The following is a 15,384-nucleotide window of genomic DNA, read 5'->3' as shown; positions in this document are numbered from 1 at the left end:
CATGACGTTGAACTCCATCGGTGATCTCGCCCAGTCCCACCTGCTCCGCCGTCAGAATGGTGACCTCAAGGCAAAGATGGCGACCCTGATCGAGGAATTGTCGACAGGTCGGGCGTCCGACGTCTCCCGACATCTTTCCGGCAGTTACTCATATCTCGCCGACATAGACCGCAACCTGACGCTTCTGGACGGCTACGAGACCGCGACGAGTGAGGCGAACACACTCACCCGGTCGATGCAGGACGCGCTCGAAGGCTTCCAGACGGTCGCAGGTGACCTCGGTGCGGCCCTGATCTCCACCGCAGGAAGCAATCTGGCTCAGGTGGCTGAATCCGTTTCCGCTCGTGCCGGTGGCGACCTCCAGATCATGCTCGACAAGCTGAACACCAGCGTGGCCGGACGGTTTCTCTTCTCCGGTGTCGCCACAGATAACCGCCCGATGGCCAGTGCTGATGACATCCTGATGGCGCTCCGCACAGAGTTGGCCGGCGAAACGACCCTAATTGGCATCGAGGCCAGACTGGACGCCTGGTTCGCGGACGGAGGATCCTTTGACACGGACGCCTACCAGGGGTCCGCCGTCTCTCTCCCGCCATTTGCACTGGGCGCCGGCGAAAAGGTTACGCTCGACCTGAGAGGAGACGATCCCGCCATCCGCACGCTGCTGCGCCACGCAGCTATGGCCGCATTGGCGACGGACCCTGCGCTCGCCCTGCCGAACGATCTCCAGAAGGACCTGCTGTTGGAGGCGGGTAAGGGTCTGACATTTGACCAGTCCGGGCTGACCCGAATCCGCGCTGACCTCGGCTATGCGCAGTCCCGGATCGAGGAAAGCGGAGCACGTATTTCCGCTGAGCGCTCTTCTTTCCAGATCGCCCGTACCGAACTCCTCGCCGTCGATCCCTACGAAACAGTGACCCGTCTGGAAGACGTGCAATTCCAACTGGAAAGCCTCTACACCGTCACGGCGCGCCTGTCGCGGCTCACGCTGACGGATTACCTCAGATGATTTGGCGCATCATCCTCTCCCTGCTACTCCTGATCGTCCCGACCTTTGGCGCCATGGCAAACCCGATTCGGATCAAGGACCTGGTCGAATTTGACGGCGTGCGTGGCAACGATCTTGTTGGCTACGGTCTGGTGGTCGGGTTGAACGGGACGGGCGACGGGATCCGGAATGCGCCGTTTACCGAAGAGATCATGTCCAACATTCTGGAACGATTAGGCGTGAACGTAACTGGTGAACAATTCCGTCCCAAGAACGCCGCAGCGGTCTTTGTAACGGCAGAACTTCCCGCTTTTGCCCGCGCTGGCAGCCAGATCGATGTCACGATTTCGGCGATCGGCGATGCCAAGAGCCTGCTTGGCGGTACCTTGATAATGACTCCGCTGAATGCAGCCGATGGTCAAATCTATGCTGTGGCCCAAGGGACGATCATCGCCGGGGGCGCTTCCGTCGAAGGCGACGCCGCCTCTGTCACCGAAGGTGTACCAACGGCGGGCGTCATCCCTTCCGGCGCGCGTGTCGAACGGGAAATCGATTTCGAATTTAATAACCTGGACAGAATGCGGCTCGCTCTGCGCACGCCGGATTTCACTACAGCGGGCAAGATCGAAAGCGCCATCAACCGCAATTTCGGGCGCAATGTCGCGCGCATGCTGGATGCGGGAACTGTATTGCTCAACATCCCGGCCACGCGCATGCCGTCGCCCGCCCATGCCATCGGTCGTGTGGAAAACATCGCGGTTCAGCCGGAGCGTCGGGCGAGGGTCGTGGTCGACCAGCGTTCCGGTACAATCGTGATGGGCGACGATGTTCGCATCAGTCGCGTCGCCGTGTCCCAGGGAAATCTGACCCTCCGGATCGAGGAAGCTCCTCTTGTGGTCCAACCCAACCCCTTCGCCGAAGGCGAAACCGTAGTTGTCCCGCGTACACGCGCGCAAATCGATGAGGAGCCGGGCCCAGGTCTCGCCGAAGTGCCCGGTGGCCCGAACCTCTCCACCGTCATAGCAGGCTTGAACGCGCTCGGCGTATCACCGCGCGACATGATCGACATTCTCAAGAGCATTAAGGCCGCGGGTGCCTTGCATGCGGAGTTCGTGGTGAGATGACATCCAAGGAACGAAATCCACGGCCGCCCAGTTGTACCCGTCACCTGACGCGGCGACCGTCGGAATCTAGGATCATTTCCCCGTCTTCCTTGTACAGTGGGCCTGCCGGCATCCGATCCAGCAGATCGAGCACGACCTCAGACGGGCGGCACAATCGCACGCCTTTTGGGGAACAGACGATAGGCCGGTTGACGAGAACAGGATGGACCAGCATCGCTCCAAGGACCACGTCGTCAGGGACAGACGGGTCAGTCAGCCCAAGCGCTTCGGCCGGTGACTTCGTCGTCCGTAGGGCGCTGCGTGGTGTCAGCCCGGCCGCGGCGAACAAGGCCTGCAATTGCGGACGCGTCCACCCTTCGACCAGGTATTCGATCACTACCGGGGATTCGCCAGAACTCGCGATAATATCAAGCACGTTCCGTGACGTACCGCAGTCTGGGTTATGGTGGATTACAACGGTCATGGTGCTACTCCGCCTGTTCAGGCTCGCCGTCGGACTTCGGCCGGAGCAGCCACCCGGTTACAGCCAGTGCGATAGCCGCTCCAATGACCTCCGCCGCAATGAAGGCCGGGACATCAAGCGGGCGAATACCTGCGAAAGTGTCGGAAAATCCTCGGGCAATCGCGACCGCGGGATTCGCGAAACTGGTGGATGCCGTGAACCAGTAGGCCGCCGTGATATAAAGACCGACGAGAACGGGAATAGCTTCATCTTTCACGCGCAGGGCGATCAGAATAGTGGCAACCAGCCCGAAGGTCGCCACGATCTCTGCCAGCCACTGCCCCTGGCCGCTGCGAAGTTTCTGCGAGACCTGAACGACCGGAAGATCAAACATCGCGTGGGCGAGCAGGCTGCCGAGAATGCCTCCCGCGACCTGAACCGCGATATAGGCGAGCCCGAGAGTCACAGAGATCTCACGTCGCAACGCAAAAACCAGCGTCACTACAGGATTGAAATGCGCTCCCGAAATTGGCCCGAGCAGCGTGATCAATACGACCAGGATCGCGCCGGTCGGAATTGTGTTTCCGAGAAGAGATACGGCATCATCGGCGGACAGCGTGTCCGCCATAATGCCGGATCCAACCACCGTGCAGACCAGCAGCAGCGTACCCAGACCTTCGGCAAAAAGTCGGCGCGACGGGTCGAAGATCATGCCGGTTCGCGCCCCTTGTCAACGTCGGCCTTCGGACGACCGATGCCGTCCAATCGGTCCTGCAGCGACAGTTGGTCCAATGAACCGAACGGCAAATTCACGAATATCGAGATGCGGTTGCGCAGCATGCGATAGGTTTCACTGAAGGCAAGGCGAACCTCGGCCTCGGTTCCGGTCGCCGCTGCGGGGTCCGGAAGCCCCCAGTGGGCCGTCATCGGTTGTCCCGGCCAGAACGGGCACTCCTCCGCTGCCGCCTGGTCGCAGACCGTGAAGACAAAGTCCATTTGCGGCGCCCCCGGCCCGGCGAACTCATCCCAGCTCTTGGACCGAGCGGCGCGTGTGTCATGGTTTAACCGCGCCAAGAGATCGAGCGTATAGGCATGCACGTCTCCCTTCGGTTTCGAACCGGCCGAGAATCCGCGGAAGCGGCCCATGCCTTCCCTGTTCAGGACCGCTTCGGCGATGATGGACCGGGCGGAGTTTCCGGTGCACAGGAACAGGACGTTGTAAGGGCAGGTCACGATCGTCTCCTCAGCATGCGCAGGCAAGGTCGGCGAGGGCGGGCTGGCACAGTTCGGGCCGCCCGCCGCAGCAATCTTCCAACAGAAAGGACAGGAGACCCCGCATCCGGTCCATATCGGCAAAGTACCGGATTGCCCGGCCTTCACGGGCGTTCCGAACCAGACCGGCATTCAGAAGGATCGACAGGTTTGCCGACATCGTATTCTGCCTGACCTTGAGCGTATCGGCGATTTCTCCGGCAAGCATGCCATTCGTTCCGGCCTTGACCAGCAGGCGGAATACATCGAGCCGGGTGTCCTGACCCAAGGCGGCCAAAGCGGTGAGAGCGTGATTCTTGTCCATATATCCAGAATGCTGGATAATTCGATATTTTGCAAGTGAAGCTGTGACGACGTCCAATAGTTTAATGTTAAACTATGCGTGGGAGCTGCCTTGTAACTCCTGCGTCCAATTCAGAAAATTGCGCAGTCAGTTCAGATCTTCAATCCGAAAGCTGCCCTGGCCGACGCCAACCCATTGGTCCGACGTAACGATCTGCCCCCCGCCGCCAAGGTTGTACCGGTTGACAAAACTGCGGTCCTCCCCCTGACAGCTTTCCTCGACCACGCCCCCGGAACCACGACCGTAATCACAAACGAAGCTGGCGAGGATCAGTTGGTTTTCCCCGTCGAGATAGCGATGGACTCGCACTGCGCGCCCGGAACCGGCCCGGATCCGGGGCAGCACATCGGACACGTCCGCGCTCATAAGGTCGTCTCCAAGCCCACGGGTCGCCACCAGAATCCCGTCCCGAACTGAGAAACTGATCTGGTCGGGAGACAGATAGGTGCGCACTCCGTCGTTCTCCGCAAACATCGTCAGGATCGACGATACCGGCACCCGTTGAGACGTCACGATCAGCAGAGGCTTGTTCCCCGACTGCGCGCGAAATTCCGGTGTGATAGCGGCGCGCAATTGTGCCGCACTCGGACGCGGCGCTTCTTCGCCCCCCGCCAGCCGGCCCTTCAGCGACGCAACAACCGCCTTGCCCACACCCGGTTGCGCCGTGTCGTTCCCGCAGGCCCCGACCAAAGCTGCCAACGCAAGTGCGATCAGCCATCTTGCACTGCTCACCGCCAGAACCTCCCCCAGGATTTCTTGAGTTCAGGTTCATGGTAGTCACGAATCTGGTCATAGATCCGCCCGTCGACCTTCAGCCGCGCCCCGCCGTCCCGCGACAACGGTTGCAACACCACATCCTGGGTCCGTCCGGTCGGACGCCCGAGGAAGTGATCCAGCGGGATCGAGAAGCGGATGCCTTTGTCGAACGAGCCTTCGCCGAAATCCGAGAAGGACACATCGGTGAACGTCGCATAGGCTCCGATCCGCCAGCCGTTCGCAAATTCGCGGTCCAGCGACACCGTGCCGCCCCAGTCCCCGGCGAGATAGCGACCGACATCCGCCTGACCGTGAAACCCGTTGCCAAAATCGTAATAGGCCGAGACATGCCCCGTCGCGACCCGGTAGCTTCGAAGCCCCAGCTTCTGGTCAAAGTCACGCTGCTGCACATAGTTCGCCTCGACACCAAGGGCGAACCGGCTGTCCACCGGCTTCCACAGCAGCTCCGCCGAAACGCCCGCGAACATCGGCTCGAGATACCCGGCGGTCACCCGGCCATACAGGTTCTCTCCGGGCCGGAAGTAGGAGGCCAGCGTCAGGTGGTTCAGTGTCGTGTCGGCCTTGGCGTACAGGTTCGCATCGGATCGGACACGCGGCAGGGCCGAAGGATCGAAGCGATTGGAATCGCCGCGGTTTCCGGCAACCCGCTGATCGACCTCGGCCGACAGGACGAACCCCTGTCCCAGATGCGCCTTGCCCCGCAGTCGCAGGCCAGCGTCCAGTCGCACCGGTTCGGCCGGATCGAAATAACTGGCCTTCACGTAGGGGCCAAGCGACCACGTCAGGCGCGGGGTCTGGTCCGGCACGCGATCCTCTGCCGCCGGTCCGGTGAGCCGGTCGGCGATGTCGGCGCGGGCAAACATGCGCCATGCACCGTCTGGATCATGCTCCAGCTGCTCCAGATCGCGGCGCTGCAGGGTCACGACAGAGGCCGGAACCCCCTGAACCATCGGCACAATCCGGAAGCTGTCGATGGACGCCGGGGCCACCTGGGTAAGCACGCGCGCCGTGCGCCCGATCGCTTCGGCCCGTGCAATATAACGCTCGTTCCGGATGTAGATCGTGGCGACCCGGTCCTCCAGCCTCAACCCTTCGACCTGGATTCCATCCGCCGCCATCGCCGCCGCTACCCCGTCGCGCAGCTTGGTTTTCAGCACGTCGTTCGTGGTCCAGCCCAATGCCTGCGCCGACTTCATGTCGCGCGGCTTGACCGGGACCGGTGCCGGGCCGCTGCCCCCGGGAACGGATGTCTTGCGCGGATTGGTGTAGAACGTGACCCCCGCCGCGATCATGTCGCCGTACATGTAGGCCAGTTGAACGTCGACGCCCGGCGCCGCCCGGTAGCTGAGCCCGACGTTGAGCGACGATTTCCGGTCCAGCAGGTTGCGTGCCGGTGTCGTCTCCGCCGCGTAAGCGTCCGAGGAATACTCCGCTTTCAGCGTCAGCCGGTCCGTCGCGCGGTAGGTGACCCCGCCAAAAAAGGCCGCATCCCCGCGGAACCACTGCCCCGACCGGAAGGTCCCCCCGGTTGCGGTACCCGCCGCGGGCCGCGTGTAGAACCGGCCGTCGATCCTGCCAAGCGGATTTCTGAACCCGTTGTAGGAGCCGAGCCGGCCCCAGCCGATCCCGGCAGTAAACGCCAGGCGCGAAGAGACATGTTTGGTCGCAACGACATATTCGCCGGAATACAGCCCGGTTCCCGCAAGGTCCTGGAAACCGACGACAACCGCCGGGCGGTAGGCCCCCTCGTCGATCAGCCGGTAACGCAGGTCGAAGGACCGGTCGTAGGACGCCGCACCTGAGGCCAGATATCGCGGAATCTGACCGTATCGGAAGCTTGCCGACAGGCGCGGCGTGATCTGAAAGCTCATCGTGACACGGCGTGCGGCGGCGGAATAGCTCAACGTCGTCGCCAGCTCTGCGTCGTCCGCGGTCTCCGCGCTCGGCATGTCCAGCAGGCCGGGCGCGCCGTATTGGTTGTAGGTGCTGCTTCGGGCCCCGAAATCCCGACCGTCCTGCGCACCGATTGGCGCGGGCAGCAGCACGGCCAGCGTCGCCACGCTCAGCGACAAAGTGGAAATCTTGCCTGGCACCGGGGTAGGTCCTCCGCCTCGTTGCGGCGAACCTAAAGGCTTGGGAAGGCGCGGGCAACGCGGTTTCTGTCCCGGCCCCGGTGCAGCCGCTCAGGGTCGCCCAGGGGCAACAGCCGACGCTGCGGCTTTCTGGACTTGTCGCCCGCCCCGTCGTAACACAAGGCGTTACGAAGCCTAGGTGGTCGGAGGAAGTCATGACCCGTTCTCTCTTCGGGACCGACGGGGTCCGCGGGCGTACCAACACCTACCCGATGACTGCCGAGGTCGCGCTGCAACTGGCCGCCGCTGCCGGCCGCTATTTCCGCCGCGACCAGCAGGAACATCGCGTGGTCATCGGCAAGGACACCCGTCTCTCCGGCTACATGCTGGAAAACGCGCTGACTGCCGGGTTCACCTCCACCGGCATGAATGTCTTCCTCCTTGGTCCCGTGCCGACCCCCGGAGTCGGCTTCCTGACCCGGTCGATGCGGGCCGACGTCGGCGTCATGATCTCTGCAAGCCACAACCCGGCCGAGGATAATGGCATCAAGTTTTTCGGACCCGACGGACACAAGCTGTCCGACGAGGCAGAGACCGAAATCGAACGCCTCATGTCCGAAGGCGTGGCCCCCGCGCACCCGCAGCGCATTGGCCGAGCCAAGCGGATTGATGATTCCGGCTCACGATACGTGGAATATGTTAAGACAACCTTTCCGCGGCACCTGCGCCTCGACGGGCTGCGCATCGTGGTGGACTGCGCCAACGGTGCTGCGCACCGTGTCGGCCCGGCGATCCTGTGGGAACTGGGTGCCGACGTGATCCCCGTCGGAACGACCCCTAACGGACTGAATATCAACGACAAATGCGGATCCACCCATCCCGCTGTAGCCGCCGCTAAGGTGCGCGAGACCCGTGCGGATATCGGACTCTGCCTCGACGGGGACGCGGACCGGTTGATCCTGATCGACCAGGACGGAGAAATCGTCGATGGCGACCAGATCATGGGGCTCATCGCCTCGCGCTGGAAGGAGCAGGGGCGGCTGCAGGGCGACACGCTTGTCACCACCGTCATGTCGAATCTGGGCCTGGAACGTTTCCTTTACGGTATTGGCATTACGATGGAGCGCACCAAAGTCGGCGACCGATACGTCGTCGAACGCATGCGCGAGGGCCAGTTCAACCTCGGCGGAGAGCAGTCCGGTCACATCGTCATGACCGATTTCGCCACGACCGGAGACGGTCTTGTCGCCGCGCTCCAGGTCCTGGCCGCGATGGTGGAAACCGGGCGCACTGCCAGCGATCTTGCCTGTGTCTTCACGCCGATCCCGCAGGTCCTGCACAACGTGCGCTTCCGCACCGGCTCCGAACCGCTGGCCGTTGACGCGGTGCAGCAGGCGATTGCCGACGGGGAAAAGGCGCTTGGCCCCTCCGGCCGGCTGCTCATCCGCAAGTCAGGCACTGAACCGCTCATCCGCGTGATGGGCGAATCCGAGGATCAGGACAAGCTGCATGCGGTGATCGACAGCATCCGCCAGGCGGTCGAACACGCAAGCTGAGGGGGGCACGGGCATGGTTCTGAAAAGACTGAAGCAAATCTTCACGAAGCCCGAGCCTGGCCCCCATCTCCACACCGCCCCGGACCCTACGGTCGACACGGTCCTGCATCCCGACCGCCCCTTCTGCGCCATCGGCGACATCCACGGACGGCTTGATCTGCTCGACCCGCTGCTGGCGAAATTGCGCGGCGAATTCGGCCCCGATGTGCCGGTCGTCTTTATCGGCGACGCAATCGACCGCGGCCCCGACAGCGCCGGCGTTCTGTCCCGTATCCACACCCTGACTGGATCCGCACCGGACACCCACGTCGCGCTTATGGGCAACCATGAACAGATGATGCTCGACTTCATCGACGACCCGGCGGGCAAGGGCGCGCGGTGGCTGTCTTTTGGTGGCGTGGAAACGCTGGCCAGCTTCGGGATCGAGGTTGAGGGCAAGCGGCTCGACGCCGAAGACGCTCTCGACACTGCCGACGCGCTGGAAACGGCGCTTGGACCGGGCATGCTCGGTTGGCTGCGCGCCCTGCCGCCGGTCTGGACCACAGGAAATGTCCACTGCGTGCACGCCGCAATGGACCCGGAACTTTCCCCCGACACACAAAGCGCAAAGGTTCTGGTTAATGGCCACCCCGCCTTCCTGCGCCGCCCGCGATCCGACGGCCAGACGGTTGTGCACGGTCACACGGTCATGGCCGAACCGGTGGTTGGCGATACCCGAATCTCCATCGACACCGGTGCCGTCTTCACCGGTCGCCTGACCGCGGCCTATGTCGCGACTGGCACCTGCCGGTTCATCTCCTGACTTTCAGATTAGATCATAGCTCTGCCCTTGGATCATCAGGTTGATCTGCGCCTGCGCATCGCCGTCGACAAGTGCCCAGATGATCTGCCCGGTTGGCCGGTAGATGACGAACGCCTCTGCCACCCCCGCGGCCCCGGCGCCGGCGGTATCGGCGAGGTTAACCTGGAAATTCGCCGGATGCGTCGCCCCGCCACCCCAGACCAGCACGTCGCCTTCGACCGCCGAATAGTCCTGCACCCAGTCCGACCCGTGGTCTGGAATGCCGAGGTGAAAGAACCTGTCCGCGCCCGCCCCGCCATTGAGCCGGTCGAACCCGAACCCGCCGTTCAGGAAATCCGCCCCGTCGCCGCCGTAGATCAGGTCCGACCAGGCCCCGCCGGACAGCTGATCGTTTCCCCCCTGACCGATAACCTCGTCCACACCGAATCCGCCTTCGATCGTGTCATCGCCTGGACCGCCGTAAATCTGGTCGTTGCCATGGCCCGCGTCGATCCGGTCACGGCCATCGCCGCCATAGATCACATCGCGCAGATCCGCCTCCGTCTCGCCGCCGACGATAATGTCATCGCCCGAGGCCGCGTTCAGCGTATCCGCCCCGTCCCCGCCGTAAAGCCAGTCCCCGCCGCGATTCCCGCGCAGCACATCATTGCCACCGCCGCCCCGCATCAGGTCATCCGCGACGCCACCGGTCAGCACCTCCGCCTCCCCGGTCCCGGCCAGAGCCTGCCCGCTCACTGTCTCAGCGCCGTTCACGGTGCCGCCCCGCATCGCGAACTCCCAGACGCCGACCTGACCGGTGTTCCCGATCCGCTCATGCAGGCTGCCAATGGCGCCACCGATGACGACCGGGTCCGGAAGCCGTGTGCCAAGCAGCATCGCACGCGCCCCGGTGTCACCTTCTGCCGTGCCCTGCGTCCAGCCGATCCGTTCATAGGTGAAACGGATATCGAAATCGCCTGCGCCGCGGTCGGTCAGGCGCAGCTGGAACAGGTTGGTTACTTCCGCCTGTCGGCGGTAGCTCCCGACATCCTGCCAGGTCACGGTCAGCGCATGTGCTCCGGTATCGAGATCGACCCAGACCTGCCCGCTTTCCGCGCCCTCGCCATCCAGCCGCGTGTCCACGTCCGACCAGAAGGGCGCAATCGCGTCCACCATGGCCGAGGCATTGTCGACCGATGGCAGCGCGCCGAAGTCCTGCCCGAAGACAATCATCCCGTTGGTTGCCACCCGGATCTGCGCGCCGGAATAGAGCGTGCCGAACACTCGCAGCCCGCCCGCGAAAAGGCCGCTGGCGTCAACTTCCTGCACTATGTCGTCGCCCCGCGACAGGGCCGATTCGCCGAACCCGAGCGGTCCGCCAAGGTTGCGCAATACCACGCCGGTCATGTCCCCAACCCCCATTGGAAAGCCTGTCCAGAATGACGGCAAAAGGTTGAGATTCCCTTGACTGCTCAGAAAAGAAAACTGTCGTTCGTCAGGTCCTCGGCCTGCAGTCTCTGGCCGTCATCGGTAATCAGCCGAAGCGACAGGCCGCGGAAGTAAAGCTCTGCCCCGTCAGGCTTTTCCTGCACCAACAGTGAACTGACGTCATAAATCCGGCCCCATCGGCTGAGGTCGATCCGGTCGGTGCCCAGCTCGAAATCCGTCACCACGTCCTGCGGCGCATCGTCCGAGAAGACAAAGACATCCGCCCCCGCGCCGCCGGTCAGCCGGTCCGCGCCCGCACCCCCGGCGAGAATGTCGTTTCCCGCGCCGCCCGACACGGTGTCGTTCCCGGCCCCGCCCCAGATCAGATCCGCACCGTTGCCGCCGGACAGGTCCTCGGACGCGGCACTCCCCATGCGGGGCGCTGCGATGGTCTGGGTCGGCAGGGTCGCCAGCGTCAGCCCCGGTGTTCCGGCGGCGATGATCTGCACCTCTCCGGCGAAATGCGCGATGCCGAGCGCGGCAATGTCCTCAAGCGCGCCGCCCGACTGCTGCACCAGACCCTCGTGGGAAAAAAGCGCGTGATCCGGCATGATCTCGAACAGGCTCAGCCCGTCATCCGCACCCCCGGCCACCAGAAACCCCCGGTCGCCGACGGCAAATCCCGCCACGGCGTCCACATTGGCGAAGCGCGTGTCGAGGCTGTCGGTTATGTGATCTTCCACGAAAAACACCCCCATCTCGTTCACCCGCACCAGCGTTAGAGAGGAGGAATTCGTCGCGCTGACAGCTACATAGGTCACATCATGCGCCCGGACCGAGGCCAACCCGTCCAGCCCCCAGACCCACAAACCGTCCTTCGTGCCGAGCGTGTCGACCATCTCCAGCGACCCATCTGCGCCAACCGTGAACGAACTGATCGCGTCGTCTTGAACCGACCCGGTCACGACGTAGCGCTGCCCGCCGCTCTGGACCTCGATCAGGTCGGAGGTATTGGCCACCGCTATTTTTCCGTGATCTGCAACGCTGTCACGCAAGGTTAACGTCCCCGCGACGCTCCGTTCATGCACCTGAAGCCCGGCGCCATCGCGTGCACCGGAGATCACGAAGGTCGTCCCGCCACGCTCCACCGCAACCATCTCCGTTATCGGCGAAGGGGGCGACAGGGTCCGCGCGCCGGACAATTGCCCGACCGAGCCGATGTCGAAGGTCGCGATACTGTCTGCTCCGATGCGGGCGATCATCAGGTCCGGCCCGGTGGCGCTGTCGATGACCTCCATGTCGCCGATCCGGAACACACTGCCCCCGCCTGCCACAGTTACCGCGCGCGGCGTTTCAAACCCCGCGCCCTCGCGCAGGGTGAAAGACGTCACGACGCCGGTGGCCGTCGCCGCCGAGAACAGCCAGCCAGTTCCGGTCAAAGGATCGACCAGCGGATAAAGCTCTCCGATCTGGCCGTAGAAAATCGGATTGTCGCCGGCCAGCGTGGCGCGAAGCGTAAGAGACAGCATGATACCCCCGAAATTAGTTAGGGATATCAATGCCGCCCGGTCGGGGCGCGCGGCGGGGCGGGAATGCGGCGGAGCGGTGGCCCAACCCCCGGATTAATTCGAAATGCCGGTCAAATCCTGTTCAAACGCAGGGCAATACGGAACAGGACCTGCTCAGCCACTCCGTTTCGGGAACAATCGCGCGACATCGTACCCATCCCCTCAAGGCTCATGCGGAACCGGTTCAGCCGGATGAGCGCCGCCGGTGTCAGGTGGTCCCCCGCCGACGCGAGCGCATCCGCGTGATTTCGCAGCCACCGCCCATATGTCCCGTCGACCAGATGACGCAAACGCCGGATCACGCCGCCCGCCCCACGGGCCGCGCCCAGAAGGTTACCCCCATGCTGCCGGTAGAGCACGCCCGGTTTGTCGTCATATATCACCCGTCCGCCTGCCCCCAGCACCAGCGCGAAAAGCCACCAATCTGGAAAGGGCGGCGCAGGCAGCCGGCCCAGGCAGACCTTGGCGAGCGTCGCCGCCGCCGGATTGATCAACGTCGCATTGGCCGGGGCGAGGTTCTGTACCAGTGCCGCGTCGAATGCCATCTGTCCAAGGTTCTCCGCGATCCGCCGGTCCGAACCTCGCAGCACTGTGCCGGCCTCTGCCAACAAGCCGCGGCTCTCATTATGCAACCCCTTTCGAGCCTCTTTGCGCCTCGGCAGGTTACGCGGCCGGCTCAGGTCCGCCCGGGTAACAAGCCGTTCGGTAACATGCAGCACGGGACCTTCGATCCCGTCCAGAGCCTTCACGCCACGCGCGATTCGGTCGGTCACCCAGACATCGTCCTGATCGCAAAAGGCAAGCGCCCCGCATGGCGCGTGCGTGAGCAACGACAGCACATTGGCCGCATAGCCCTGACCCGGCCCCTGCAGAACCGTCACCCTGAACGGGGCCCGCCGGGCAAAATCCCGCACGATCTCCGGCCCCGCATCCGTAGAGCCGTCGTCGGATACGATGAGCCGGTTGGGTGGTCGTGTCTGCGCTGCAAGACTTTCCAGCTGCGGGACAAGAAAACGGGCGCCATCCAGCAACGGCATCAGGACGGTGATCTCCATCACTCAGGCCATCCAGGGCGGCAACCGCCCCTGCATCAGTGCCTGGTGATGTTCGATGGCGCGGGCAACTCGGGCGTAGAAAAAGAGCCGCCCGTTCTCCAGCACCGCGCCGGACGTGCAGATCCGGGTCAGAAGATCCATCGAGTGCGACACCACAATGGCCGACGCCCGCGCAAGCCGGGCGCGCAGCATGTCCTCGCTGCGTTGCCGGAAGGCGCCATCCCCGACCGAAGTCACTTCGTCGATCAGGTAGGTGTCGAACGGCACGGCCATGGAGACCGCGAACGCCAGTCGCGCCTTCATCCCCGCCGAGTAGCTGCGCACCGGCAGACGGAAATGCGCACCCAGCCCGGCGAATTCTTCGACGAAATCCGACATCTCTCCGGTGTCGATGCCATAAACGCGCGCCGCGAACCGTGCGTTCTCAAGCCCCGTCAGGTCCGGGTGGAACGAGCCTTGGAAACCGACGGGCCAGGACACCGAACCGTGCCGCAGGATCCGCCCGCTGTCGGGGTCCGAGGAACCGGCTATCATCCTCAACAGGCTCGACTTTCCCGCTCCGTTCCGTCCGAGGAGCGCCATCGCCTGCCCGTCTGGAAAGGCAAAGCACAGGTCCCGTGCCACCACCGTTCGCGTCCCGCGCAGGCGGAAGCTCTTGTCCACATGTTCCAGCACCACATTGCCTGTCATCTGCGGTCCCGAAGCCCGTAAACGATCAGCATGACAGCCGACCAGGCCAGCAACAGGCCGGTGCCAAGTCCAAGCATGATGCGGCCGCGTTTCGGGTATTCCGCCGCCTCGGCCAGCGCAGGCGGGGAATACGTGGCAAGGTATCGCGTCTGCCGGTCGGCCGAGGCCCGTGCCGTATCATAGGCGGCCAGCGCCAGCATATGTGCCTGCTGTGCGACCTCCACATCCACGGACAGGCGCTCGAAGTCCCCGGTCAGCAAGGCGTAGTCGCGTCCCCCCGCCATGCCGCCGAATTTGGCCCGCTCTTCCGCGATCCTCTGGCGGATCACGTCGATCCGCATCGCGCTCTGCGTGATCCGTGTGTCGCGCGGACCGCTTCTGTCGCGGGCCCGCACGCTGCGGGTCAGCATTTCCGCGCTGACCAGTTCCTCCGCCAGCGCCTGTTGCAGACTGCCGATCACGCCCATCTCTCCGGCGAGGTCGGTCGCGGGATCCACGATGCGATTGCGGCTGCGAAAGGTCATGAGAGCCTGTCGCGCAGTCGAAAGCCGCGTTTCCGCCAGCCGCAGCTCCCTGCGCGCATGTGCCAGCCTGTCCTCTCGCGCGACGGCATTGAGCCGGTTGATCAGCGCACTGCCCGCCGATTCGATGCCGCGGGCGAGCGCCTGTGCGCCTTCCGCGTCAAAACTCCGAACCTCCACCTCCATCAGCCCGGCGCCGATGTCGTGGGTCACATGCACCATCCGGCCCCAATACCGCGTCAGATCTTCTGCAGTACCTTCGGGGTCGAAGGCAAAAACCGGGTCGCGGTCCGCCCCCGCGGACCATCGCTGCCGCAGGTCGAACCGGCTGTCCATCAGATCGGCCAGCGCCCTCGACCTCAGGTACCTTTCCAACACATCCGTATCGGCGGAACCGGAGCCCGCCAGTGCCGACAATCCAGAAACCCCGGCCAGCAAACCGGCGCCGTCGACCTCGGATTCGCTGTGGATGACAAAACCGAAACGTGACGCGAACTGATTCTGCGCCCGCGTGTAAAGGTACCAGGCAGCAATCCCGAACGGGCCCGGCACCATCGCCGCGAAGAGCAGCGTCAGCACCAGATGCCGCAGACGAAACCGCGCGCGCCCGGCCGGCTGCCGGTCGGCCGGGCGGGGCGGCGGGACAAGCGTCGGGAACGCGTCCGGCAGGGCGGGGCGCTGCAACTTCGCGGCTTGAGTGGCAGGGCGGGACATGACTGCGCCGGCTTCCGTGTTGCTAATATGTTCTTCATCAATCAGGTCTACGC

General features: G+C 64.0%; 15 protein-coding genes. 4 read left to right on the top strand and 11 right to left on the bottom strand.

Annotated elements, in window-relative coordinates; all coding sequences use genetic code 11:
- Window position 1: 1 nt before the first annotated feature.
- Window positions 2-1,009, top strand: coding sequence for a flagellin (locus IEV87_RS13915; RefSeq protein ID WP_188478245.1), 1,008 nt, complete (start codon window positions 2-4; stop codon window positions 1,007-1,009).
- A complete protein-coding gene (locus IEV87_RS13910; RefSeq protein WP_188478244.1) occupies window positions 1,006-2,112 on the top strand; it encodes a flagellar basal body P-ring protein FlgI in 1,107 nt (368 codons plus the stop codon). Before IEV87_RS13915 ends, IEV87_RS13910 begins: the two co-directional genes overlap by 4 nt.
- A 40-nt stretch (window positions 2,113-2,152) precedes the next feature.
- Here the strand turns inward: IEV87_RS13910 and IEV87_RS13905 are convergent, their stop codons facing one another.
- From IEV87_RS13905 to IEV87_RS13880, 6 genes are all read right to left on the bottom strand, one after another.
- Window positions 2,153-2,575: an arsenate reductase family protein gene (locus IEV87_RS13905; protein WP_188478243.1), complete on the bottom strand. Its 423-nt coding sequence runs from the start codon at window positions 2,573-2,575 to the stop codon at window positions 2,153-2,155.
- A 4-nt stretch (window positions 2,576-2,579) separates the two neighbouring features.
- Window positions 2,580-3,266: an aquaporin gene (locus IEV87_RS13900; RefSeq protein WP_188478242.1), complete on the bottom strand. Its 687-nt coding sequence runs from the start codon at window positions 3,264-3,266 to the stop codon at window positions 2,580-2,582.
- Window positions 3,263-3,787: an arsenate reductase ArsC gene (locus tag IEV87_RS13895; protein WP_229737578.1), complete on the bottom strand. Its 525-nt coding sequence runs from the start codon at window positions 3,785-3,787 to the stop codon at window positions 3,263-3,265. Before IEV87_RS13895 ends, IEV87_RS13900 begins: the two co-directional genes overlap by 4 nt.
- A 10-nt stretch (window positions 3,788-3,797) precedes the next feature.
- Entirely contained in the window at window positions 3,798-4,130 is a 333-nt protein-coding gene (locus tag IEV87_RS13890; protein ID WP_188478456.1) for an ArsR/SmtB family transcription factor, read from the bottom strand.
- A 126-nt stretch (window positions 4,131-4,256) separates the two neighbouring features.
- A complete protein-coding gene (locus IEV87_RS13885; RefSeq protein WP_188478241.1) occupies window positions 4,257-4,901 on the bottom strand; it encodes a YjbF family lipoprotein in 645 nt (214 codons plus the stop codon).
- Window positions 4,898-7,039, bottom strand: coding sequence for a YjbH domain-containing protein (locus tag IEV87_RS13880; RefSeq protein ID WP_229737577.1), 2,142 nt, complete (start codon window positions 7,037-7,039; stop codon window positions 4,898-4,900). Before IEV87_RS13880 ends, IEV87_RS13885 begins: the two co-directional genes overlap by 4 nt.
- Window positions 7,040-7,233: 194 nt before the next feature.
- Between IEV87_RS13880 and glmM the strand changes: the two genes are divergently transcribed.
- On the top strand, window positions 7,234-8,574 hold the full coding sequence (gene glmM / locus IEV87_RS13875; protein ID WP_188478240.1) for a phosphoglucosamine mutase: 1,341 nt from the start codon (window positions 7,234-7,236) through the stop codon (window positions 8,572-8,574).
- A 13-nt stretch (window positions 8,575-8,587) separates the two neighbouring features.
- On the top strand, window positions 8,588-9,376 hold the full coding sequence (locus IEV87_RS13870) for a metallophosphoesterase (RefSeq protein WP_188478239.1): 789 nt from the start codon (window positions 8,588-8,590) through the stop codon (window positions 9,374-9,376).
- A gap of 3 nt (window positions 9,377-9,379) precedes the next feature.
- Here the strand turns inward: IEV87_RS13870 and IEV87_RS13865 are convergent, their stop codons facing one another.
- The 5 genes from IEV87_RS13865 to IEV87_RS13845 form a co-directional block, all read right to left on the bottom strand.
- Window positions 9,380-10,762 (bottom strand): nidogen-like domain-containing protein, encoded by a 1,383-nt coding sequence (locus tag IEV87_RS13865; RefSeq protein ID WP_188478238.1) that lies wholly within the window; start codon window positions 10,760-10,762, stop codon window positions 9,380-9,382.
- A 65-nt stretch (window positions 10,763-10,827) separates the two neighbouring features.
- Window positions 10,828-12,312 (bottom strand): calcium-binding protein, encoded by a 1,485-nt coding sequence (locus tag IEV87_RS22995; protein WP_269902648.1) that lies wholly within the window; start codon window positions 12,310-12,312, stop codon window positions 10,828-10,830.
- A gap of 110 nt (window positions 12,313-12,422) precedes the next feature.
- Complete coding sequence (locus IEV87_RS13855) at window positions 12,423-13,406, bottom strand: glycosyltransferase (RefSeq protein WP_188478237.1); 984 nt, start codon at window positions 13,404-13,406, stop codon at window positions 12,423-12,425.
- Window positions 13,407-13,409: 3 nt separating this feature from the next.
- Complete coding sequence (locus IEV87_RS13850; protein ID WP_188478236.1) at window positions 13,410-14,096, bottom strand: ABC transporter ATP-binding protein; 687 nt, start codon at window positions 14,094-14,096, stop codon at window positions 13,410-13,412.
- Window positions 14,093-15,331, bottom strand: coding sequence for a sugar transporter (locus IEV87_RS13845; protein WP_188478235.1), 1,239 nt, complete (start codon window positions 15,329-15,331; stop codon window positions 14,093-14,095). The genes IEV87_RS13850 and IEV87_RS13845 overlap by 4 nt, the downstream gene beginning before the upstream one ends.
- Between the last annotated feature and the right edge of the window lie 53 nt (window positions 15,332-15,384).

It is taken from the genome of Primorskyibacter flagellatus (assembly GCF_014638275.1).
Taxonomy (GTDB): domain Bacteria; phylum Pseudomonadota; class Alphaproteobacteria; order Rhodobacterales; family Rhodobacteraceae; genus Pseudooceanicola; species Pseudooceanicola flagellatus_A.
Note: the sequence above shows the minus strand (reverse complement) of the source record. Positions and strands in the feature narration are given on the sequence as shown.